This is a genomic window from Actinacidiphila sp. bgisy167 (genome assembly GCF_965342175.1).
Taxonomy (GTDB): Bacteria; Actinomycetota; Actinomycetes; order Streptomycetales; family Streptomycetaceae; genus Actinacidiphila.
Genome location: NZ_CBDRBL010000001.1, coordinates 69,374 through 91,251 on the forward strand (window position 1 = coordinate 69,374; position 21,878 = coordinate 91,251).

Here is a 21,878-nt window from a genome sequence, read left to right on the forward strand (position 1 = left end):
CCGCCGGGGATGCCCCCGCCCGTACGGATCAGAGCGCCTCGAGGACCGTCGCGTTGGCGAGGCCGCCCGCCTCGCACATGGTCTGCAGCGCGTAGCGCGCGCCCCGGGCCCGCATGGCGTGGACCAGGGTCGTCATCAGGCGGGTGCCGCTGGCGCCGAGCGGGTGGCCCAGCGCGATGGCGCCGCCGTTGACATTGACCTTGGCGGGGTCGGCGCCGGTCTCCTGGAGCCAGGCGAGGACGACGCCGGCGAAGGCCTCGTTGACCTCGAACAGGTCGATGTCCGCCACGTCCAGACCGGCGCGGCGCAGCACGCGCTCGGTCGCCGGGATGACGCCGGTCAGCATGAGCACGGGGTCGGAGCCGGTGACCGCGAAGCTGTGCAGCCGGACGAGGGGGCGCAGCCCCAGGCGCTCGGCGGTCTCGCTGCTGGTGATCAGCACGGCGGAGGCTCCGTCGTTGATCGGGCTGCTGTTTCCGGCCGTGATCGACCAGTCGATCTGCGGGAAGCGCTCGGCGTAGCCGGGGTCGGCGAAGGCGGGGCGCAGCCCGGCGAGGATCTCGGGCGTGGTCGTGGGCCGGACGGACTCGTCCGTGCTGAGCCCGGCGAGCGGCGCGACTTCCGCGTCGAAGGCGCCGGCCGACCACGCGGCGGCGGCCTTCTGGTGCGACCGGGCGGCGAAGGCGTCCATCGCCTCGCGGCCCAGCGACCACTTGGCGGCGATCAGTTCGGCGCTGATGCCCTGCGGTACCACTCCGCCTGGGAAGCGGGCCGCGATGCCGGGGCCGAACGGGTCCGCGCCGGGCGGCACGTTGGACCACATGGGCACCCGGCTCATCGACTCCACGCCGCAGGCCACGACGATGTCGTACGCACCGGCGATGACACCCTGCGCCGCGAAGTGCACGGCCTGCTGGGAGGAGCCGCACTGCCGGTCCACCGTGGTGGCCGGGACGGAGTCCGGGAAGCCCGCCGAGAGCCAGGCCCAGCGGGTGGTGTTCATGGCCTGCTCGCCGACCTGGTCCACGGTGCCGCCGATGACGTCGTCGACGAGCGCCGGGTCGATCCCGCTGCGGCCGACGAGTTCCTTGAGGGCGTGGGCGAGCAGTTCGACCGGGTGCGTCCCGGCGAGCGCCCCGCCCGGCTTGCCCTTGCCGATGGGGGTGCGGACGGCTTCGACGATGACGGCGTCGCGCATGGGGTTCTCGCTTCCTGCGGGTGCGGTGCCGGGCGGGGTCGAGTACGAGTTAGTTTGATAGTCAAACCATATCCCGGCCCCGAGGGTAGGGCGAGCGGGTTCGGGATCACAACCCGCTGTGTGAGACTGGGCCGGTGAGCCCGACCGCACCTGTGCCCCCGCTGCCGGGGCGCCCCTGCTCCGCCGCCGCGGCCCTGCACCTCGTCGGCGACAAATGGGCGCTGCTCGCGGTCCGCGAGATCCTCTACGGCAACCGGCGGTTCGACGCCATCGCCCGCAACACGGGCGCGCCGCGGGACCGCCTGACCGTGCGGCTGCGCGCCCTGGAGGAGGCCGGCATCGTCGAACGCCGCCCCTACAGCGAGCGGCCGCCGCGGTACGAGTACCACCTGACCGAGGCGGGGCACGATCTCGCACCGGTCATCCGGGCTCTGCTGGCGTGGGGCGACAAGTGGGCGGTGGACGAGCCGCCGGTCGTGCTCCGGCACCGGGACGATCATCCGGTGGACGCCGTCGAGTTCTGCCGCACCTGCGGGGACGAACTCCACGACCGGGACCTGGTGCTGGACATCCGGGGTGAGGGTTGGACGCCCGCGGGGCGGACGGAGTCCGGCTGAACGACGCGGTGGCAGGCGTACGCGGTCCGTGCTGCCCCGCCTCCTTCGACCCGGTCGCCCGGCAACCCGAGGCGGGCGCGCCTCGCCGGCGCACCCGCCTCGGACTTCACAGGGGGGGTCCGTCAGGGGGTCGCGTCGGCGAGGGCCTTTGACGGGGCCGCGGTGGCCCCAGGGGCGGCCTCGTCGGCGCGGCGGGTCGGGACGGCAAGGGCCGCGAGCGCGCCGGCCGCGACGCCGACCGCGCCCACCCAGAGGGCTGGGGTGAGGCCGTCGACGAAGCGCATCGCGGACTCGTAGCCCCCCTGCGCGGAGAAGACCGCCGCGAGGGACGCGACGCCGAGGGCCCCGCCGACCTCGCGCAGGGCGTTGCTGGCGCCCGAGGCGATGCCCTGCTCCGCCGGCCGGACACTTCCCATGACGAGGTTGGCGCTCGGGGCGAAGTACATCGCCATCCCGACACCGCTCACGATCAGCGCCGGCACCTGCGCCGCGTACGACACTCCCGGCTCGACGATCAGGGCGAACCAGCCGAGGCCCACCGCCTGCAGGGCGAGCCCGGCCGCCACGACCGGCCGACCGCCGAGGCGGTCGGAGAGGAAGCCCGCGACGGGCGCGACGATCATGGGCATGCCCGTCCAGGGCAGCATGCGCAGCCCCGCCTGTGTCGGGGAGTAGCCGGCGACGTTCTGGAAGAACTGGCTGAGCAGGAAGATCGAGCCGAACATACCGAGGGACATCAGCAGGCTGGCCGTGTTGATCGCGGCGAAGGCGCGGCTGCGGAAGAGCCGCATCGGCAGGATCGGATTGCGGGCGCGGACGCCGTGCCGTACGAAGACGGCCAGCAGCACACCGCCGCCGATCAGCCCACCGAGGACCGGGCCGCTGGTCCAGCCGTCGGCATTGCCGCGGACGAGGGCGTAGACGATGCCGAACAGACCCGCGCTGGCGAGCACCGTGCCGGTCACGTCGAGCCGGGGGGCGAGGCCGCGGCTCTCGGCGAGCCGCAGCCTGGCGAGGGGCAGGAGCAGCAGGCCGATCGGGACGTTCAGCCAGAAGATCCAGTGCCAGGAGATGTGCTCGGTCAGCGAGCCGCCGATGAGGGGCCCGGCGGCGACCGCGAGGCCGTTGACGGCTCCCCAGATGCCGAACACCATGCCGCGCCGCTCGGGCGGGACGGTGGCCGAGAGCAGGGTGAGGGTGAGCGGCATCAGGACCGCGGCGCCGACGCCCTGGACGGCGCGCGCGGCGATGAGCCCGTCCATGCCGGGGGCGAGCGCCGCGGCGGCGGAGGCCGCCGAGAAGACGCCGAGGCCGACGAGGAACATGCGCCGGCGGCCGAAGCGGTCGCCCAGGGCCGCGCCGAACAACAGCAGGACGGCGAAGGTGAGCGTGTAGGCGCTCACCGTCCACTCCAGGTCCTCCAGGGCCCCGCCGAGGTCGGCGCGGATGGAGGGCAGGGCCGTGGTGACGACCAGGTTGTCGAGCGCCGCCATGAAGCCGGCGGCGCTGGTGATGACGAGGGCCCAGACGACGCTGCCGCGCCTGGCCTCCTGCGATTGCTGTGCCATGAACTCCCCCAGATGATTAGTAATCGATCAATAACTTTCATGGACATGGATGGGCCCGGAGCGTGGCGGCGGCGCGACCGGTCAGCCCTTCTCCGGCAGGCGGTCGGCGTAGAGGGCCTCGAGCCCCGCCCAGCCGCGCTCGCCCTGCGGAACGCCGAGCGCCACCAGTACGTTCACGAGCATCCCCGTGCCGAAGAACTCCGCCGTCTCGCGCTCGGCCACCCCCGTGCGCGCCCTGACGAAGTCCCACAGGTCCAGCCAGCCGCGCCGGCAGGCCTCGCGGATCTCCTCGTCGTCGACGGCCGCCACGTACATCTGCAGCTGCATCCGCAGGACGTCGCCACCCCCGATGAGGTCCTGGTAGGAACCGCACATCGCCCGGAACGCCTCCTCCCCCTCCAGCCCCGCGGCCGCCTCCTCGAAGTGCGCCTGGATCTTCTCCAGGCACCGCGCCGCGGCGGCCAGGAACAGCGCCTTCTTGTTCGGGAAGAGCCGGAAGAGATACGGCTGCGACACACCCATGCGCTTGGCGATGACGCCGGTGGAGGTGCCGTTGTAGCCACCCGTGCCGAACTCCGTCATCGCCGCGCGGACCGCCGCCTCGCGGCGCTCCTCCGCGCTCATCCGCATCCCGTCACCTGCCATACGAAGTAAGTTATCAGTCAATAACAAGCCGGGCCAAGAGAACCGGGCCAAGAGAAAAGGCGGCAGGCACGCCCGCCGCCTTCACCTCCCGGCAGCTGCTATGCGAGCCGGACCACCGCGCGAGACATGCCCAGCACCTTCTGCCCGGCGCTGACGGCCGTCACGTCCACCCGGACCGTGCGCTCGTCGTCGTCCAGCTTGGCCGCGACCTTGGCGCTGACCTCGATCAGCGCGCCCGTGTCGTCGTTCGGCACCACGACCGGCTTGGTGAAGCGGACGCCGTACTCCACGACCGCACCCGGGTCACCGGCCCAGTCCGTCACCACTCGGACCGCCGAGGCCATGGTGAACATGCCGTGCGCGATGACGTCCGGCAGGCCGACCTCCTTGGCGAACTTCTCGTTCCAGTGGATCGGGTTGAAGTCACCGGAGGCGCCGGCGTACTGCACGAGCGTGGCGCGGTCCACGGGGAACGACTGCGCCGGCAGCTCGGTGCCGACCTCGACCTCGTCGTAGGAGATCTTCGCCGTCATCGGTTCACTCACCCTCCGGCGCGCGCGCCACCAGTTTCATCAGCGCCGTCACCACGTGCTCGCCGCTCTCGTCGTGGACCTCGCCGCGGACGTCGATGACGTCGTTGCCCGCGAGCGACTTGATGGCCTCGATGGCGACCGTCACCGACAGGCGGTCACCGGCCCGCACGGGGCGGGTGTAGCTGAACTTCTGGTCGCCGTGCACCACGCGGCTGTAGTCCAGCCCCAGCTCCGGATCGAGGACGACCTGCCCCGCCGCCTTGTACGTGATCACGAACGGGAAGGTCGGCGGCGCGATCACATCGGGGTGGCCCAGCGCCTTGGCCGCCTCGGGGTCGGTGTAGACGGGGTTCGGGTCACCGACGGCCTCGGCGAACTCGCGGATCTTCTCCCGTCCCACCTCGTACGGGGCGGTGGGCGGATAGGTCCGCCCGACGAAGGACTGGTCCAGCGCCATCGGCACCTCCTGGAGCTTGTTGTGCTGCGCGTCGGCGGATCCGCCAACGCCAAGAGGCCGCCCCCGATGAGTGGGGCGGCCTCGTTGGTCTAACGGCCTGGGTCAGCGCGTCTCGCGGTGCGCGGTGTGCGCGTTGCAGCGCGGGCAGTGCTTCTTCATCTCAAGACGGTCCGGGTCGTTGCGCCGGTTCTTCTTGGTGATGTAGTTCCGCTCCTTGCACTCCACGCAGGCCAGCGTGATCTTCGGGCGGACGTCGGTGGCGGCCACGTGAGTGCTCCTTGACGAACGGCAATAAGATGTGAACTTTGAACACGGAAAGAGTAGCCGATTGAAGGACCGATCCCACAATCGGCTACGCAGGGTAGCGGCGACCGGACTTGAACCGGTGACACAGCGATTATGAGCCGCTTGCTCTACCGACTGAGCTACGCCGCTTCGATGAAGAGATCACCCGCCGATAGGCGGGTCATCCGATCACCAGAGCCCCAATACGGAATCGAACCGTAGACCTTCTCCTTACCATGGAGACGCTCTGCCGACTGAGCTATTGGGGCGAGCGAGGAAGACATTACACGCTCCGCCGCCGAAGGTGAAATCCGTATCTTGCGGGCAGTCGCCGGACCACCGGCCGCCTCCTGGGTCCCAGCCGCACGGCCCCCATGTCACTTGACGTCACCGGTACGACTATTCGCTCTTCCCGGACGGACCGGGCGGCGCGCCCTAGGCTCGGAACCGCGTGATCTTGCCTCCGGCGCCGAGGAGCGCGATGACCGACAGCCAGCCGCAGCAGCCCACCGACCCTCCGCTCGGCGAAGCCGCCCCAGCCCCCGCCCTCTTGCTCTGCGGTGCCCGCCTCGCCGACGGGCGCACCGTCGATGTGCGCCTGGCCGGGGCCCGCATCGAGGCCGTGGGCACCTCCGGCAGCCTCCACGAGGGCACACGGGTCGACCTCGCCGGCTATCTGCTGCTGCCCGCCCCCGCCGAATGCCATGCGCACCTCGACACCGCCCTGACCGCCGACTCGGCGGGCCCGCCCTCCTACGACGCCGAGGACGTGCAGCGCAGGGTCACCGAGGGGGCCCTCCTCCAGCTCGGCCACGGCGCCACGGCGGTGCGCAGCCACATCCGCATCGGCGACGTCCAGGGGCTGCGCGCCCTGGAGGCGGCGCTGCAGGCCCGGCGCGCGCTGCGCGGCCTGGTCGACGTGCAGACGGTGGCCGTGCCGCGGGTGCTCACCGGACCCGCCGGCGCGGACGGCCTCGCCGCGCTCCGCGACGCCCTCAAGATGGGCGCGGACGTGGTGGGCGGCTGCCCCGACCTGGACCCCGACCCGGCCGGCTACGCGGAGACGGTGCTCGCCATCGCCGCGGAGTTCGGTCTCCCCGTCGACCTGCACACCGACGCCGCCGATCCGGCCCGGCTCTCCCGGCTCGCCGCGATGGCGGGGGGGCTGCGTCCCGGCGTCACCCTCGGCCCCTGCGGCGGCCTGGCCCGGCTCCCGTACGACACCACCGTCCGCCTCGCCGGGCAGCTCGCCGCCGCCGGGGTCTCGCTGACCGCACTTCCCCAGGGCGCCTGCGGCGCGCTGGAGTCGGTGCGCAGGGGCGGCACCGCGCCCGTGCGGACCCTGCGGGCGGCGGGCGCCCGGATCGCCGCGGGCAGCGGCGCGCTGCGCGACCTGACCAACCCGGTCGGCCGGGGCGATCCCCTCGAGGCGGCCTTCCTGCTCGCCTCGCACGGCGAGTGCGCCCCCGGGGAGGCGTACGAGGCCGTGAGCCGCGATGCCCGTGCCGTCATGGGACTGCCTGAAGTGCGGGTGGAGGCGGGTTTCCCCGCCGAGCTGCTCGCGGTGCGGGCCGACCGGCTGGAGAGCGCGCTGTCGCTCGCGTACAGCCGGATCGTCATCCACCGCGGACGGGTCGTCTCGCGGACCAGCGCGGTACGCGAGTACACCGACACCCTGGCGCTCGACCTGCCGCGTCAGTCGAGGAGCCGCCGCGACCCGGCGTGAACGGCACGCCGGGCGTAGCGTCGGTGACATGCGCACTGTGATCGCTGGTGGACATGGACAGATCGCGCTGCGGCTGGAGCGGCTGCTCGCCGCGCGCGGGGACGAGGTGGCGGGCTTCATCCGCACATCGGAACAAGCCGCCGACCTGCGCGAGGCGGGCGCCGAGCCGATCGTGCTCGACCTGGAGGCGGCGTCGGTGGACGACGTGGCCCGGGCCCTGACCGGTGCCGACGCGGTCGTCTTCGCGGCGGGCGCCGGGCCGGGCAGTGGCGCCACCCGCAAGGAGACCGTGGACCGGGACGCCGCCGTGCTGCTGGCCGACGCGGCGGAACGCGCGGGGGTGCGCCGCTATCTGATGATCTCCGCGATGGGCGCCGACGCGGCCGGCCGCACCGGCGGCGACGAGGTCTTCGCCGCCTATCTCCGTGCCAAGGGCGCCGCCGACGCGGAGGTGCGCCGTCGTGCCGCCCTGGAGTGGACGATCGTGCGCCCCGGCCGGCTGACCGACGACTCCGGTACGGGCCGGGTGCGACTGGCCGCATCCACCGGGCACGGTTCGGTGACGCGGGACGACGTCGCGGCGGTCCTCGCGGAGCTGCTCGACACCCCGTCGACGGCAGGGCTCACCCTGGAGCTCGTCGAAGGACACACCCCGGTCTCGGTCGCGGTCAAGGACGTCGCCGGCAACTGAAGCGCGGGCCGCCGGGCTCCCCCGCGGATGCGGAAGGAGCCAGCCGGGTAGAGGGGGTGGGCCGACGTGCGATCAGCCCCGCTCTGGGCTGCACTGGACCGCATCGGGACGCCCGGCGCCGTCCCCCTGACACCACGGAGAGAGCATGCCGATGAAGCCCCCGGCACCCCCGTTCACCCGCGAGACGGCGATCGAGAAGGTCCGGCTCGCGGAGGACGCCTGGAACACCCGCGACCCTGAGAAGGTGGCGCTCGCCTACACGCCGGACAGCCGGTGGAGGAACCGCGGCGAGTTCGTCAACGGGCGGGCGGAGATCGTCGCGTTCCTCACCCGCAAGTGGACGAGGGAGCAGGACTACCGGCTCATCAAGGAACTCTGGGCCTTCGAAGGCAACCGCATCGCGGTCCGCTTCGCCTACGAGTGCCACGACGACTCCGGGAACTGGTACCGCTCCTACGGCAACGAGAACTGGGAGTTCGACGACGAGGGCCTGATGCGCGTACGGCTGGCCAGCATCAACGACGTCCCCATCGCGGAGTCGGAGCGCGCGTACCACTGGCCGCTGGGGCGGCGGCCCGACGATCGCCCCGGTCTTTCCGACCTCGGGTTCTGAGCGGCCCGCGCCAGCTCCCGCAGCTCCCCCCGGGCCGCCGGCGAGCGGCCCGGGCCGGTGCGCCAGTACGGATGCCAGAACAGCCGGCAGGACAGCCACAGCAGACGCCGCCGGAGAACCGCCGCATGGGTCGGCTCCGCTGCGAGCTGCGCGTAGGTGTGGTGCCATTCGCGTTGCGCCTGCACCAGGTCTGACGGGAACACGGTGTTGGCCATGCCCGTCATTCAATCATGTGTTCGATTTTCTGCGCCTCCCCTCACGTGTCGCTCGTACGGGTGAGTGAGGCTGGGCGGCCACGCTGGCCGCCGACCCGAACCCGGGGGGCGAAGGCGTGCGCCGCCGGCGCGGGGGCCTGCGGCTACAGGCTGAGGACGATGGCGGCCCCCAGGCCGCCCAGCCCCAGCGCGACGGCGGCGTCGGTCCAGCCGCCCCTCCCCCAGCGGAAGAAGCGGTCCAGCGCCAGCCGCCCCGGTCCGATGGCTGCGACACCGAGGGCGACGACCGTGATGGCCAGGTTGTACTCGATGCCGCCCTGCTGGTCCCACAGTCCGTGGGTGCCGGTCACCGTGGCCATGGCATTGATCATCACGCCGATCAGGGCAGCCGCGGCGAGCGGGGTGAACAGCCCCAGCGCCAGCCCCACGCCGCCCAGGAACTCCGATGCGCCGGCGATGGCTGCATAGACCTTGCCCGGCGAGTAGCCCAGCGCCTCGAAGCCCCTGCCGGTGTCGGCGAGCCCCGGGCCGCCGAACCATCCGGTGAGCTTTTGGAGTCCGTGCCCCGCCATCAGGAGGCCGAAGGTGAGCCGGATCAGCAGCAGGCCCCAGTCGCCGGCCGTGACCCCCGGCCGCCGCGGGCCGACGTCCTGGGTCTGCGGCGGAACGCGCAGTCGCTCGACTAGGTGATTCATGGGAAACCTCTTCTGCTCCGATGCCCCGGTGGACGGCGCCGGCCGGCCCCGCGAGTCAGCGGATGCGTGGGTGCGGTCACCGCGGATCTCGCCGGCGTCCCGCGTCCCTCCTTCGGGGGACGCGACGGCCGAGTTCCGCTTTCAACCATTTTCCCTTTTTCTTCCGTCTCATCCAGAAATGTCGAAAGTATTGAGGGCGGCCGCGTCTTCCCGCTCGGAGCCTCAGATGCCGGGGCCCAGCCCTCGGAGGCGACCGGACATGGTTGGCGGGGCGCCGAGAGGACCGAGGGTGGGCGGCCCGGCCCCACCTGTCGACCGGCGACCGGCGAAGGGCGAAGGGCGGCACCGGTCCGCGTCGCCGCCCTCGCGCGGGTCCCACGGCGTCGTTCCCGGCCCCCACGGCCGGACGGGGTTCGACACGGGGCAGCGGTGATCGCCGGGCACGGACCTTCCGGGTCGACGACGCCGCGGTCCGCGATGAGCGGTGGCTCCCGTACGCCGTACCCGTCGGCCCCTTCACGGCATGCCCGTCATCCCACGTGCCCGCTCGCCACACCGCGCGTGACGGGGTGGGAGCGCGTCGCCGCACGAGGGCCGACCCCCTACCTCGTGAACGACGTTGCGCAGCCATGCAACCTCCCACGCGCATTCGGGAGTTACTACGGGCGGACGTCCAAGCGGCGGCCTCCGCACGCGGTGGCCGCCGCCAGCCGACGCGCGGGCCCAGCACGCCGGCCGTCAGGACCGCCCGGCGCCGTGCCGGGTGGCAGCTCCGAAGGAGAAAGCTCCGTGGTTCTCAGTTCTGCCCGCAAGGCCTGCCTGGCCGCTGTCGCGACGCTCGCCGTCGGCGTGGCGTCGTTCGGCGCCTCCGCCGCGGCGGCGCCGTCGGCACCGGCCCCTGCCGCACACCGGGCCGGCGCTCCCGCAGCGGTGGCCGCGAAGGCCGTCGTCGCGTCGAAGAAGCAGACACCCCGGGTCGTCACCCAGCTGATCGACAGGGGCCGGGTGGACGGCAAGCCCTGGTCGGTGGCGTTGGAGTTCCACCCGACGCTGCCGGAGGGCTACGAACTCCCCACCTACCCAAGCGGCAGCACCGTCCCCGCCGACGCACTGCTGTGCCAGCGCATGTACATCGACGGCGTACGCCTCGACCACCAGGGCGGCCCCTGGTCGGACTGCCAGCCCGTCGACGGCACCCACGACCCCGCCGGCAACGGCGGCATGGGGCTGTGGAGCTTCCAGGACAAGGGCCTCTCCGGCTCCCGTCTCATGGTCTCCAACCCCGAGACCGGCATCGCCTACGGCATCGTCAACCTCACCGACGGCACGCGCCTCAAGGCCCGCACCGCCACCGTCCCCGGCACCGACTACCACGCCTGGGCCGTCGCCATACCCGACGGCAAGACCATCGCCGCCGTCGACCAGTACGACTCCCGCGGACGCCGCGTCACCCACGACACCTCCTGGCGCTGACCTCGTGACTGGTGCCACACGGGCGCTCGCTGCCCGGTTCTCACGAACGAAGAGCACGCGACCGCGGACGGCGGGGGTCCGTCACCATGGGTGCCGGCATCCGCCGCGGACGCGGCGGGTGCGCACGGGCTGCCAGGACGTGCCATGTCGTGAAGGCTGCCGTCTGCAGCGTCTTACTCGGACAGTCGGGCCTGGTGCAACGTGCCGAGTCACTCGTGACCCATCAGCGCGGCAGCCGCACGTGCCTGGGCATAAGGCGGCGCCGGTGCCTCACCACACCACGGCCCCTTCGTGCTGAGAGGAACCAGTTGACACCTCCCCTCCCTGAAGGGGGGGATTCCTGGCTCAGGCTGCCTCCGGGAGCAGCGCCCCCGGAGGTCTTACGCCCTCGACACCAGCCGGGTTGAGACCAGCCCGGACCAGCATCACGCGCGCGGAGTTCTTGTCCCTGGGGGATACGCTGCGGATGGCTGCGGGGACTGTCCGCGAGCCCGCCAGTCCGCCTCGGTGCGGGGCCGTTGGAGCGCAGTTGCTGTAGCGGCGGCCTCCGGCACCGCCGGTGGATCACCGGTCCCGGCGTGTGCGCTTGCTCACCCGTCCCAGGAATCCGCGGCCGGCAGGCCCGATGAACGGCGGGAGCTCCGCGAAGCCGGGCTCGGCGCCCAGGGTCCCGGCGAGGTGGGCGAGCACCGTCCGCACCCGGGTGAGCGGGTGGCCGGGGAAGCGCACGTCGTACTCCTCCGCGTCAGCGCGGTGAAAGGGGAGCCCGCCGCGCAGCCCGGGCGCGTAGGGATGCTCCAGGAAGTACTGTTCGGGCCCGAGTTCGGCGAGCACCATGGCCTCGCGCATCCCTGTGACGCCGTCTGCAAAGGCCTGCACCTTGACCACCGCGCTGCAGGCCGCGCGCGGCAGGGTGTAAGTGCCCAGGAACGCCTGGCCCCTCGGCCGGTCCGGCAGCGGCACTTTGAGTACCTGGCGCAGCGCCGGCAGTCCGGCGACCCGGACGACGTCGGCCTCGATGAGGCCCCCGCCCGCGTCGGCCGTGAAGCGGGCGAGTGCCTGCCGCAGCCGGTCCGGCTCCTCCAGGGGCGCCGGTATGTCCGGAGGCAGGTCGAAGAAGTGAAGGCTGATCACATCGCCGTGGTCATCGGTCCAGGCGTGCTCGGCGACCTGCCGGTAGCCCGGCAGGTCCGCACCGTCGAGTGGTCCCATGGACAAGGATCATGCCGTAGGGGCGAGTGCAGCGTCACGGCACTTCAGGGCCGCGTACCTGCAGTCGAGGGGGAGTAGTCGGTCGTGCGTGCGTTTGATCGTGCAGCCGTTTCCACCTGGCTCAGCTCGGGCGTAGAGCCGCGGCTGGTGGCGGAGCGCGCGGGCCACGGCGTCGCCGTGCTCTTTTGGTGTACGCGAAGTTCCTGAAGGGCGGGGACGAAGCCGCGAACGAAAGGATTTCAGCTCGCCTGCGTGAGCGAAGGAGCCCCCTGCCCTAGTCGCCCATGCGCAGGGCGACGGGTGCCACGGAACCCGCCGCCCTGCGCTACGGCTCGATGTCGAAGAGCGGGATGGTCGGTGGTGGCGGGGCGAGTACGGCGCGAAGGCCGTTGAGCGTCGCACGCCATTGCCTCCCGTCTCGTGGGTCGACCCAGTTCGACGCCAATCCGGATTCGTCGCTGACGATGCGGGCGAGGGCTTCGTCCGCCAGGGACCTGAGATCAGAGGGGAAGGTCGGCATGGGTGTTTCAGGGCCGTAGGACGTGTCGACCGGTTCACCGCCTGGACACTGCGCCGCAATCAGCGCCGCAGCGGCCACGGCTTCCTCCGCTTCCGTGAGGTAGCCGCTGGCGTCCACGGTCCGGGTGAGCACGCCGCGAATCAGGGCTTCGCGTTCCTCGGGCTTGGCGTCGTCGAGACCGTCGGCGAAGTCTGCCGCGGTGTCGTTGTCAAAAGAGCCGGTGGCCCAGGTACCCATGATGATCTCCTCGCACAGCTACGCCGGGAGCCTCGCACCGGCCACTGACAACGCGGTCGACGGCGACCAGGGTCCGCCGTCCCACGGATGCCCCACAGCCGCAGGTCGGGCGCCGGATTCCCGTCCACGCCCCGTCCACAACCGCTGGTAGAGACCGTGCGAGAACGGGACGGAGCGAGACAGTGACCCGCATCCGCTGGCGCAAACAAAACAGCCCCTGCGCTGCGTTTCCGCAGCTCAGGGGCTGTGTTTCCACTGTGGCGGCGCCAGGATTCGAACCTGGGTAGGCTAAGCCGACGGATTTACAGTCCGCTCCCATTGGCCACTCGGGCACACCGCCTGGGAAGTGTCTCCGCGGGCCGCTTGTGTGCGGTCCCCGTGGCGACGTCGTAAACAATACCCGATGCCCGGGGGTGCTCCGCCACCCTATTGATCAGCACCTCGGGCGGGTCCGGTGGCTAGGCTTGCGGAGCGGCCCGCAGGCGGGTCGCGGACCTGACAGCTCAGAGCCAAGGAGCCAACAGAAGATGGCCGACTCCAGTTTCGACATCGTCTCGAAGGTCGAGCGGCAGGAGGTCGACAACGCCCTCAACCAGGCCGCGAAGGAGATCTCGCAGCGCTACGACTTCAAGAACGTCGGCGCGTCGATCTCGTGGTCCGGGGACAAGATCCTGATGCAGGCCAACTCCGAGGAGCGGGTCAAGGCCATCCTGGACGTCTTCGAGACCAAGCTGGTCAAGCGGGGGATCTCGCTGAAGTCGCTGGACGCGGGCGAGCCCCAGCTGTCCGGCAAGGAGTACAAGATCTTCGCCTTCGTCGAGGAGGGCATCTCGCAGGAGAACGCCAAGAAGGTCGCCAAGATCATCCGGGACGAGGGGCCCAAGGGCGTCAAGGCTCAGGTGCAGGGCGAGGAGCTGCGCGTGAGCTCCAAGAGCCGGGACGACCTGCAGGCCGTCATCACGCTGCTCAAGGGCAAGGACTTCGACTTCGCGCTGCAGTTCGTCAACTACCGCTGAGCGCGTCTCCACGCCGGTCCCGGTCGGGAACAGCCGACCGGGACCCTGATGCCCCCTCCCCCGCGGGCCTGCGGGCGCACAGGCGTGCCCGCGGGTCCGCGGGAGGGCGCATTCGGAGGGTGCCACCCCGGCAGGCCCCCGCAGGTGCGTAGTGTCTTCCTGTTAGGTCTCCCCCGGACCGCCCCGTCCGTCGACGGCGGACCCGGGGCAGCGTCTCGAGGAAGGAACCGGGCATGCAGAGCCGCACCGCTTTGGTCGAGGACCTGATGAGCCGCTTCCCGCACGTCCCCCGCGAGGCGGTCATCAAGGAGGACCTGCTGCGCGGCGGCATCGCGTTCGACGAGTCGGCGCTCAGCGGCAACGAGGACGGCGACGTCAAACCGAAGTCGTACTTCATCTTCTCCTTCGACCACCGCACCCTCCCCGAGCTGGGCGCCGCCGCGCTGAAGCGGCCGCCGGAGGAGATCGTGCTCACCGGCGGGCCCTACGATCTGCGCCGCACGGTGGTGTCGGTGCGGGTGAACCCGGCCTCGCCGTACCGCGTGCGGGCGGGCGGGCGCGGGGTGCTCGGGCTGTACCTCGACGGGGTGCGCATCGCCGACGTCGGGCTGCCGCCGATGCCGGCGTACTACCGGCACACCCTGGAGAACGGGAAGTCGGTGATGGAGGTCGCGCCGACGATCCAGTGGGGCTACCTGATCTATCTGACGGTCTTCCGCGTGTGCCAGTACTTCGGCGCCAAGGAGGAGTGCCAGTACTGCGACATCAACCACAACTGGCGGCAGCACAAGGCGGCCGGGCGCCCCTACACGGGCGTCAAGCCGGTCGAGGAGGTGCTGGAGGCGCTGGAGATCATCGACAAGTACGACGAGACGAAGGCCTCCACCGCGTACACCCTCACCGGCGGCGCGATCACCTCCAAGGTGGCCGGGCGCGACGAGGCCGACTTCTACGGCCACTACGCGAAGGCCATCGAGGAGCGTTTTCCCGGGCGCTGGATCGGCAAGGTCGTCGCGCAGGCGCTGCCGAAGGAGGATGTGCAGCGCTTCAAGGACTACGGCGTGCAGATCTACCACCCCAACTACGAGGTGTGGGACCGCCGTCTGTTCGAGCTCTACTGCCCCGGCAAGGAGCGCTACGTCGGCCGCGACGAGTGGCACCGCCGCATCCTGGACTCGGCGGAGATCTTCGGCCCCCGCAATGTGATCCCCAACTTCGTGGCGGGTGTGGAGATGGCCGAGCCGTTCGGCTTCGGCAGCGTCGGGGAGGCGATCGACTCGACGGCGGAGGGCCTGCGCTTCTTCATGTCGCGTGGCATCACCCCCCGCTTCACGACGTGGTGCCCGGAGCCGACGACCCCGCTGGGCAAGGCGAACCCCGAGGGCGCGCCGCTGGAGTACCACATCCGGCTGCTGGACGTGTACCGCGCGACGCTGGAGGAGTACGGGCTGAGCTCGCCGCCCGGATACGGGCCGGCCGGTCCCGGCAACGCGGTGTTCTCGGTGAGCTCGTTCATGGACAGCCTGCCGGCGTCGGCACCCGTCGGAGTGAGCTGAGTGCCCACGCTGCTGATCGTGCATCACACGCCGTCGCCGAATGTGCAGGCGATGTTCGAGGCGGTGGTCGCGGGGGCGACCACCGACGAGATCGAGGGCGTGGACGTCGTGCGGCGGGCCGCCCTCGCGGCGACCGCCTCCGACGTGCTCGCGGCGGACGGCTACCTGCTGGGCACGACGGCGAACCTCGGCTACATGGCGGGGGCCCTCAAGCACTTCTTCGACCAGGTCTACTACCCGTGCCTGGACAGCACGCGCGGCCGCCCGTTCGGCTACTACGTGCACGGGGGCGGCGACGTCACCGGGACGGTTCGGGGCATCCGGTCGATCACCACGGGCCTGGGCTGGGAGCAGGCGGCGACGGAGGTGGCGGTCACCGGTGAGCCGTCCAAGGCCGATCTGCACTCCTGCTGGGAACTGGGCGCGACCCTGGCCGCCACGCTGGCGGACTGAGCGTCCGGGCCCGGTACCGACGTGCCGGGCCCCTGTCCCCGCCCTACCGTGGAGAGGGAGAGAGGGGCAGCACGATGGCACCGCATGTCCTGGACGACGCGGCCCTGGACGCCCTGCGATCCGGCTTCGCGGGCGAGGTCCTCGCGCCGGGCGATCCGTCGTACGACGAGAGCCGCACCCTGTTCAACGCCATGATCGACCGCAGGCCGTCCTTGATCGCCCTGTGCGAGACGGTGGAGGACGTCGCCGCCGCGATCCGCTTCGGCCGTGAGCGCGGGCTCGAGATCGCCGTCCGCGGGGGTGGACACGGTGTCTCCGGCAGGGCGCTGACCGACGGCGGCATCGTCGTCGACCTGCGGCGCATGCACGCGGTGGTCGTCGATCCGGCGGCCCGCACGGCGCGGGTCGGCGGGGGCGCCACGATGAGCCACCTGGACCGGTCGACACAGCCGTACGACCTGGTCACCACCGGGGGACGGGTGTCCACCACGGGGGTGGGCGGTTTCACCCTCGGGGGCGGATCGGGGTGGCTGGAGAGGAAGTTCGGGCTGGCCTGCGACAACCTGGTGGAGGTCGAACTGGTGACGGCGGACGGCACCTTGGTGCGCGCCGCCGAGGACGAGAACCCGGAGCTGTTCTGGGCGCTGCACGGGGGCGGCGGCAACTTCGGCGTCGCCACCTCGCTGACGCTGCGGCTGCACCCGCTGCCCGCGGTCACCGCGGCCCTGCTGCTGTGGCCGCCGGAAGCCGCTCCTGAGGTGCTGCGCGCCTACCGCTCGCTGCTGTCCTCGGCGCCGGACGAGGTGGGCGGGGGTCTGCTCTTTCTGACCGGGCCGCCGGAGGAGTTCGTGCCGGAGCATTTGGTGGGGTCGCTCGCCTGCGCCGTGGTGTTCACGTACGCCGGCACCGGTGACGCCGCGCGCGAGGCGCTCGAGCGGCTGCTGGCGCTCGCCCCGCAGGGCCGCATGGTCGTGGAGGTGCCGTACGCGGAGCTGCAGTGCATGTTCGACGACCCGCCGGGCTACCGGAACCACTGGTCGGCGGAGTATCTGAGCGACTTCCCGGACGAGGCGGTGTCGCGCTTCTGCGCCCGCGCCCGGGACATGGTGGTCCCCTCCCCCTCACAGCACGTGCTGTTCCCGGTGGGCGGCGCCGTGGCGCGCGGTCCGGCCGACTATCCGCTGCCCTGGCGCCGGGCGCCGTGGGTCGTGCACCCCTTCGGGCTGTGGGCCGACCCGGCGGACGACGAGCGGGCCCGGCGGTGGGCGCACGACGTGCGTGCCGACCTGCGGCCGTGGTCCTCCGGGGCGGTCTATCTGAACTTCATCGGCGACGAGGGCGCGAGCCGGGTGATCGCCGGTTTCGGCGCGCACAACGTGGGGCGGCTGGCCAGGGTGAAGCGGGAGTACGACCCGGAGAACGCGTTCCGGCTCAACCACAACATCGAGCCCGGTTGAGCCGGTGGGTTCCGGTGGGGCTCCGGCGCGGCCGGGGTGGCGTCAGCGGGTGGCGTACGGGGCGTCGACGGGGACGATCTCCCGGCCGAGCGGCACCAGTGAGATCGGCACCATCTTGAAGTTGGCGATGCCGAACGGGATGCCGATGATCGTCAGGCAGAAGCCGATGCCCGCGATCACATGGCCGATGGCGAGCCAGATCCCCGCGAAGACCACCCAGATGATGTTCCCGAGCAGCGATCCGACGCCCGCGTCGCGACGTTCCACCGTGGTGCGGCCGAAGGGCCACAGCACATAGTTGGCGATCCTCAGGGACGCGATCCCCCAGGGGATGGTGATGATGAAGATGAACATCAGCAGCCCCAGCAGGGCGTAGCCGATCGCCATCCACAGGCCCCAGACGATCAGCCACACGACATTCAGGACGAGGTTGAGCGCCTTCATTGCCCAAGCCTCCCATGCGCCCGGGGGCCACGCCCGTCAGGGGGTGGAAGCCGCCGATCCGTCAGGCGGGCCGCCATGGGCACCAGCAGGGGCCGTGGGGCTCCCGCACCCGTGGGCGGGCCGGGGGTGCCCGCCTGCGGCCGGGCAGGGCCGTACGGAGGCGTCAGCGGCGGTGGCCGGCCATCTCCTGCAGGCGGGCGATGCGCTCGGCCATCGGGGGGTGGGTGGAGAAGAGCTTGGACACGTCGCCGGGACGGAACGGGTTGGCGATCATGAGGTGGCTCGTGGTCTCCAGCCGCGGCTCGGGCGGCAGAGGGGCCCGCTTGGTGCCCGCTTCCAGCTTGTGCAGCGCGGAGGCGAGAGCGAGCGGGTCGCCGGTGAGGCGGGCGCCGGAGGCGTCGGCCTCGTACTCGCGGGAGCGGCTGACGGCGAGCTGGATGAGGGAGGCGGCGACGGGGCCCAGGATCATCATCAGCAGCATGCCGAACAGACCCGGGCCCTCGTCGTCGTCGGAGCGGCCGACGGGGATCAGCCAGGCGAAGTTGACGAGGAACATGACCACGGAGGCCAGGGCCGCGGCGACGGAGGAGATGAGGATGTCGCGGTTGTAGACGTGGCTCAGCTCGTGGCCGATGACGCCGCGCAGTTCGCGCTCGTCGAGGAGGCGCAGGATGCCCTCGGTGCAGCACACGGCGGCGTTGCGGGGGTTGCGGCCGGTCGCGAAGGCGTTGGGGGCCTCGGTCGGGGAGATGTAGAGCCGCGGCATGGGCTGCCGGGCGGAGGTGGAGAGTTCGCGCACCATGCGGTACAGCGCCGGCGCCTCGAACTCGCTGACCGGGCGGGCGCGCATGGCGCGGAGCGCGATCTTGTCGCTGTTCCAGTACGCGTAGGCGTTGGTCCCGAGGGCCACGACGAGTGCGACGACCAGTCCCGTACGGCCGAAGAAGCTGCCGATGACCAGGATGAGGGCCGACATTCCGCCCAGGAGCGCGGCGGTCTTCAGGCCGTTGTGCCGGCGGTGCACGGTACACCCTCCAAATTGCGCATCAGGAGGACTTTCTCTCCTCGTCCAAGGAGAACCTCCTGTGGAGGTCAACGCCACCGGAGGGGCGTTAGTTCCCTTGTGCGCCTGCCGGCAAGGGGCTCGGAGCAGGGTGGGAGGGTGCTCGGAGCAGGGTGGGAGGGTGCGTGCTCAGAGCAGCGTGGCGGAGGCGAAGCGGAGGACGAGCTGGGGTGCGCCGGACAGCGCGACCCCGACGAGGGCGGTGAGGGCGATGGCGGCGCCGAGCGGGCGCGGCACGACCGCCGGGCGCCCGGCGGCGGCCGGCTCCGTCCCCGGCTTCGCGAAGAGCAGGAACGTCCACCGAAGGTAGTACACGAGCGCGATCACGACGTTGACGGCCATGACCACGGCCAGCCAGCCGAGGCCGGCGTCGACGGCCGAGGAGAAGACCGCGACCTTGGCGAACAGGCCGATGACGCCGGGCGGCAGTCCGGCCAGGCAGAGCAGGAAGAAGGCCATGGCCGGCGCGGCGAGCGGGTGGCGGCCGTACAGGCCCCGGTAGTCGGTGAGCCGGTTCTGGGGCGCTGTGCGGCCGACGAGCGCGGCGACGGCGAAGGCGCCGAGGTTCACGGCCGCGTACATCAGGGCGTAGGCGAGGGTGGTGCCGACCTGGCGGTCGGGGTCGGTGTACGCGGCGGCGGCGATCGGGACGAGCAGGTAGCCCGCCTGCCCGATGGACGACCAGGCCAGCAGGCGGACCGCGCTGCGCGGGCGGTCGGGGCGCTGCACCAGGGCGGCGACGTTGCCGACGGTCATGGTGAGGGCGGCGAGGACGGCGACGGCGGGGCCCCACACATGCGCGTAGGGCCGGAAGGCGACGACCGTGACGAGGATGAGGCCGGCGAACCCGGCGGCTTTGCCGACGACCGACAGATAGCCGGCGACCGGGAGCGGGGCGCCGGTGTAGGTGTCGGGCACCCAGAAGTGGAAGGGCGCGACGGCGAGTTTGAAGGCGAAACCGACGACGGTGAGGGCGGCCCCGGCCGCGGCGAGGGTGTTCAGACGGGGGTCGACGTCCTGCAACCCCCTGGCCATGGCCTCCAGGTGGAGGGTGCCGGTGGCCGCGTAGACGAAGCTGACGCCCAGCAGGGTGACGGCGGTCGCGGCGACCGAGGACAGGAAGAATTTCAGGGCCGCCTCGCTCGACAGCCGGTCGCCGCGGCGCAGCCCGACCAGCGCGAACGACGGAAGCGTGGTGACCTCCAGGGCGATCACGAGCGTCGCCAGGTCGCGGGAGGCGGGCAGCAGCGCGGCGCCGGAGGCCGAGGAGAGCAGCAGGAACCAGAACTCGCCTGCCGGCAGCTCCTCCAGGGTGTGCACCGACAGCAGGGCCGTGACGAGGGCCCCGGCCAGGACGAGCAACTGCACGACGAGCGTGAAGCGGTCGACGGCGTAGGAGCAGTCGGCGGGGCTGCCGACGAGGCAGAAGGTCGTGCGGTCCCCGTCGAGCAGCGGCAGCAGGCTCAGCCCGGCCAGGACGAGGCCGGCGAGGGCGATCCCCACCAGGGGCTTCTTGCGGCCCTCGGGCAGGAAGAGGTCGGCGACCAGCACGGCGATCGCGGTCACCGCCACGATGCCGGGCGGGGCGATCGCGGCCCAGTCGACCGACTGGACGACGGAGGTGGCGAGGGTGCTCATCAGCTGCCTCCGAGCAGGGTGCGCACGGCCGGGTCGGTGAGGCCGAGCAGGGCGGCGGGCCACAGGCCGGCGAGGACGGTCAGGACGACCAGCGGGGTCCAGGCCGCGAACTCGTAGCCCCGCACGTCGGCGAGGGCGGGCGCGGCCGAGGCGGTGTCGCGTTCGCCCATGCAGACGCGGCGCACGACGACGAGCAGGTACGCGGCGGTGAGCAGCGTGCCGAAGGCGGCGACCGCGGTGAAGACCAGGTAGGCGCCGCGGTCCAGGCCCGGCGCGGGCTTGAAGGAGCCGAACATCGCCAGCATCTCGCCCCAGAAACCGGCCAGGCCCGGCAGGCCGAGGGAGGCGACGGCCGCGAAGGCGAGCAGGCCGCCCATGCGGGGAGCCTTGCCGTACAGCGCCGCTCCGCTCCGGCCGGCGAGGTTGTCCAGGTCGGTGGAGCCGTAGCGGTCCTTGAGGGCGCCGACCAGGAAGAAGAGCAGGCCGGTGATGAGGCCGTGGGCGATGTTGGCGAAGAGCGCGCCGTTGACCCCGGTGGCGGTCAGGGTGGCGATGCCCAGCAGCACGAAACCCATGTGGCCGACGGAGCTGTACGCGATCAGGCGCTTGAGGTCGCCGCCGGCGCCGCGGCGGGCCAGTGCCAGGCAGGCCAGCGAGCCGTAGACGATGCCGACGGCGGCGAAGGCGGCCAGGTAGGGCGCGAAGGTGTGCATGCCCTCGGGGGCGGCCGGCAGGAGGATCCGCACGAAGCCGTAGGTGCCCATCTTGAGCAGGACGCCGGCCAGGAGCACCGAGCCGACCGTGGGGGCGGCGGTGTGGGCGTCGGGGAGCCAGCTGTGCAGCGGCCACATCGGGGCCTTGACGGCGAGGCCGATGCCGATGGCGAGGACGGCGATCAGTTGCGTGGAGTGACTGAGCGGCGACCCGTTGTCAGTGGCGAGTGCCACCATGTCGAATGTGCCCGCCTTCAGCCCGATGAGGAGCAGGCCGAGCAGCATGATCACGGAGCCGAGCAGGGTGTAGAGGATGAAGCGGAGGGCGGACTTCTCGCGGTTCTCGCCGCCCCAGCGCGCGATGAGGAAGTACATCGGGATGAGGACGGTCTCGAAGGCGAGGAAGAAGAGCAGCAGGTCGAGCACGGCGAAGGTGGCGAGCGTGCCCGTCTCCAGGAGGAGCAGCAGCGCCACGAACGCCTTCGGCGACGGCCCCGCGGGCATCTTGAAGTAGCTGTAGAGCGCGCAGAGGAAGGTCAGCAGCGCGGTCAGGACGAGGAGGGGGAGGCTGATGCCGTCGATGCCGAGGTGGATGCGGATGCCGAGCGCCGGGATCCAGCTGATGTCGGTGTTCGCCTGCATCGTCGCCGGGTGGCCGTGGTCGAAGCCCGCGGCCAGGACGATGCTCAGGAGAAGGACGAGTCCGGTGACGGTGACGCCGTGGCGCAGCACGGCCTGGTCGGGGTTCTTCCCCCGCAGGCCGGGCGGGGCCGGCAGCAGGGCCGCCGCGGCGCCGAGCAGCGGCAGGACGACGACGGCCGCGAGGACGTACGGGAGGACGGTGTCGTTCACG

General features: G+C 71.8%; 22 protein-coding genes, 3 tRNA genes and 1 pseudogene. 9 read left to right on the top strand and 17 right to left on the bottom strand.

What is annotated here, in order from left to right; genetic code table 11:
* Positions 1 to 28: 28 nt before the first annotated feature.
* Positions 29 to 1,198 carry a thiolase family protein gene (locus tag ACRWND_RS00385; RefSeq protein WP_431944522.1) on the bottom strand — a complete coding sequence of 390 codons (1,170 nt, stop codon included), beginning with the start codon at positions 1,196 to 1,198 and terminating at the stop codon, positions 29 to 31.
* A 134-nt stretch (positions 1,199 to 1,332) separates the two neighbouring features.
* Here ACRWND_RS00385 and ACRWND_RS00390 point away from each other — a divergent pair, with 134 nt between their 5' ends.
* Positions 1,333 to 1,815, top strand: coding sequence for a winged helix-turn-helix transcriptional regulator (locus ACRWND_RS00390; RefSeq protein WP_431944524.1), 483 nt, complete (start codon positions 1,333 to 1,335; stop codon positions 1,813 to 1,815).
* A 122-nt stretch (positions 1,816 to 1,937) separates the two neighbouring features.
* Here ACRWND_RS00390 and ACRWND_RS00395 read toward each other — a convergent pair whose 3' ends face one another.
* The 7 genes from ACRWND_RS00395 to ACRWND_RS00425 all read right to left on the bottom strand — a co-directional run bounded on the left by ACRWND_RS00395 (position 1,938) and on the right by ACRWND_RS00425 (position 5,572).
* Complete coding sequence (locus ACRWND_RS00395) at positions 1,938 to 3,383, bottom strand: DHA2 family efflux MFS transporter permease subunit (RefSeq protein WP_431944526.1); 1,446 nt, start codon at positions 3,381 to 3,383, stop codon at positions 1,938 to 1,940.
* Between the two features lie 81 nt (positions 3,384 to 3,464).
* Complete coding sequence (locus ACRWND_RS00400; protein ID WP_431944528.1) at positions 3,465 to 4,028, bottom strand: TetR/AcrR family transcriptional regulator; 564 nt, start codon at positions 4,026 to 4,028, stop codon at positions 3,465 to 3,467.
* Between the two features lie 98 nt (positions 4,029 to 4,126).
* Entirely contained in the window at positions 4,127 to 4,561 is a 435-nt protein-coding gene (locus tag ACRWND_RS00405) for a MaoC family dehydratase (RefSeq protein ID WP_431944530.1), read from the bottom strand.
* A 4-nt stretch (positions 4,562 to 4,565) separates the two neighbouring features.
* Positions 4,566 to 5,018, bottom strand: coding sequence for an FAS1-like dehydratase domain-containing protein (locus ACRWND_RS00410; protein ID WP_431944532.1), 453 nt, complete (start codon positions 5,016 to 5,018; stop codon positions 4,566 to 4,568).
* 102 nt (positions 5,019 to 5,120) lie between these two features.
* Positions 5,121 to 5,285, bottom strand: coding sequence for a 50S ribosomal protein L33 (rpmG, locus tag ACRWND_RS00415; RefSeq protein ID WP_004571794.1), 165 nt, complete (start codon positions 5,283 to 5,285; stop codon positions 5,121 to 5,123).
* A gap of 95 nt (positions 5,286 to 5,380) precedes the next feature.
* Positions 5,381 to 5,453: transfer RNA gene (locus tag ACRWND_RS00420), tRNA-Met, on the bottom strand.
* Between the two features lie 46 nt (positions 5,454 to 5,499).
* Positions 5,500 to 5,572: transfer RNA gene (locus ACRWND_RS00425), tRNA-Thr, on the bottom strand.
* A gap of 212 nt (positions 5,573 to 5,784) precedes the next feature.
* Here ACRWND_RS00425 and ACRWND_RS00430 point away from each other — a divergent pair.
* From ACRWND_RS00430 to ACRWND_RS00440, 3 genes are all read left to right on the top strand, one after another.
* Positions 5,785 to 7,029 (top strand): amidohydrolase family protein, encoded by a 1,245-nt coding sequence (locus ACRWND_RS00430; protein ID WP_431944537.1) that lies wholly within the window; start codon positions 5,785 to 5,787, stop codon positions 7,027 to 7,029.
* Between the two features lie 28 nt (positions 7,030 to 7,057).
* Positions 7,058 to 7,720, top strand: coding sequence for an NAD(P)H-binding protein (locus ACRWND_RS00435; RefSeq protein ID WP_431944539.1), 663 nt, complete (start codon positions 7,058 to 7,060; stop codon positions 7,718 to 7,720).
* Positions 7,721 to 7,865: 145 nt separating this feature from the next.
* Entirely contained in the window at positions 7,866 to 8,333 is a 468-nt protein-coding gene (locus ACRWND_RS00440; RefSeq protein WP_431944541.1) for a DUF1348 family protein, read from the top strand.
* A gap of 358 nt (positions 8,334 to 8,691) precedes the next feature.
* Here the strand turns inward: ACRWND_RS00440 and ACRWND_RS00445 are convergent, their stop codons facing one another.
* Complete coding sequence (locus ACRWND_RS00445) at positions 8,692 to 9,243, bottom strand: DoxX family protein (RefSeq protein WP_431944543.1); 552 nt, start codon at positions 9,241 to 9,243, stop codon at positions 8,692 to 8,694.
* Between the two features lie 789 nt (positions 9,244 to 10,032).
* Between ACRWND_RS00445 and ACRWND_RS00450 the strand changes: the two genes are divergently transcribed.
* Positions 10,033 to 10,716, top strand: coding sequence for a hypothetical protein (locus tag ACRWND_RS00450; RefSeq protein ID WP_431944545.1), 684 nt, complete (start codon positions 10,033 to 10,035; stop codon positions 10,714 to 10,716).
* A gap of 345 nt (positions 10,717 to 11,061) precedes the next feature.
* On the opposite strand, the pseudogene ACRWND_RS00455 reads toward ACRWND_RS00450, so the two are convergent.
* The 4 genes and pseudogenes from ACRWND_RS00455 to ACRWND_RS00470 all read right to left on the bottom strand — a co-directional run.
* Positions 11,062 to 11,181, bottom strand: a pseudogene (locus tag ACRWND_RS00455) (RNA-guided endonuclease TnpB family protein); the annotation flags it as partial.
* 99 nt (positions 11,182 to 11,280) lie between these two features.
* On the bottom strand, positions 11,281 to 11,928 hold the full coding sequence (locus tag ACRWND_RS00460) for a hypothetical protein (RefSeq protein WP_431944547.1): 648 nt from the start codon (positions 11,926 to 11,928) through the stop codon (positions 11,281 to 11,283).
* Between the two features lie 325 nt (positions 11,929 to 12,253).
* Positions 12,254 to 12,685 carry a DUF4259 domain-containing protein gene (locus ACRWND_RS00465; protein WP_431944548.1) on the bottom strand — a complete coding sequence of 144 codons (432 nt, stop codon included), beginning with the start codon at positions 12,683 to 12,685 and terminating at the stop codon, positions 12,254 to 12,256.
* 258 nt (positions 12,686 to 12,943) lie between these two features.
* A tRNA-Tyr gene (locus tag ACRWND_RS00470) sits at positions 12,944 to 13,025 on the bottom strand.
* Between the two features lie 187 nt (positions 13,026 to 13,212).
* Here ACRWND_RS00470 and ACRWND_RS00475 point away from each other — a divergent pair.
* The 4 genes from ACRWND_RS00475 (at position 13,213) to ACRWND_RS00490 (ending at position 17,167) form a co-directional block, all read left to right on the top strand.
* Positions 13,213 to 13,701 carry a YajQ family cyclic di-GMP-binding protein gene (locus ACRWND_RS00475; protein WP_431944550.1) on the top strand — a complete coding sequence of 163 codons (489 nt, stop codon included), beginning with the start codon at positions 13,213 to 13,215 and terminating at the stop codon, positions 13,699 to 13,701.
* Between the two features lie 233 nt (positions 13,702 to 13,934).
* Positions 13,935 to 15,257, top strand: coding sequence for a radical SAM protein (locus tag ACRWND_RS00480; protein ID WP_431944552.1), 1,323 nt, complete (start codon positions 13,935 to 13,937; stop codon positions 15,255 to 15,257).
* Complete coding sequence (locus ACRWND_RS00485) at positions 15,258 to 15,710, top strand: flavodoxin family protein (protein ID WP_431944554.1); 453 nt, start codon at positions 15,258 to 15,260, stop codon at positions 15,708 to 15,710.
* Between the two features lie 74 nt (positions 15,711 to 15,784).
* Complete coding sequence (locus ACRWND_RS00490; RefSeq protein WP_431944556.1) at positions 15,785 to 17,167, top strand: FAD-binding oxidoreductase; 1,383 nt, start codon at positions 15,785 to 15,787, stop codon at positions 17,165 to 17,167.
* Positions 17,168 to 17,209: 42 nt separating this feature from the next.
* On the opposite strand, the gene ACRWND_RS00495 is transcribed toward ACRWND_RS00490, so the two are convergent.
* From ACRWND_RS00495 to ACRWND_RS00510, 4 genes are all read right to left on the bottom strand, one after another.
* The gene (locus ACRWND_RS00495) at positions 17,210 to 17,611 is read right to left on the bottom strand and encodes a YccF domain-containing protein (protein ID WP_431944558.1); all 402 of its coding nucleotides are present in this window, start codon (positions 17,609 to 17,611) and stop codon (positions 17,210 to 17,212) included.
* 163 nt (positions 17,612 to 17,774) lie between these two features.
* Entirely contained in the window at positions 17,775 to 18,635 is an 861-nt protein-coding gene (htpX, locus tag ACRWND_RS00500; RefSeq protein ID WP_431944560.1) for a zinc metalloprotease HtpX, read from the bottom strand.
* 168 nt (positions 18,636 to 18,803) lie between these two features.
* Positions 18,804 to 20,312, bottom strand: a complete 1,509-nt coding sequence (locus ACRWND_RS00505; protein WP_431944562.1) for an NADH-quinone oxidoreductase subunit N — start codon at positions 20,310 to 20,312, stop codon at positions 18,804 to 18,806.
* Positions 20,312 to 21,877, bottom strand: coding sequence for a complex I subunit 4 family protein (locus ACRWND_RS00510; protein WP_431944564.1), 1,566 nt, complete (start codon positions 21,875 to 21,877; stop codon positions 20,312 to 20,314). Before ACRWND_RS00510 ends, ACRWND_RS00505 begins: the two co-directional genes overlap by 1 nt.
* Between the last annotated feature and the right edge of the window lies 1 nt (position 21,878).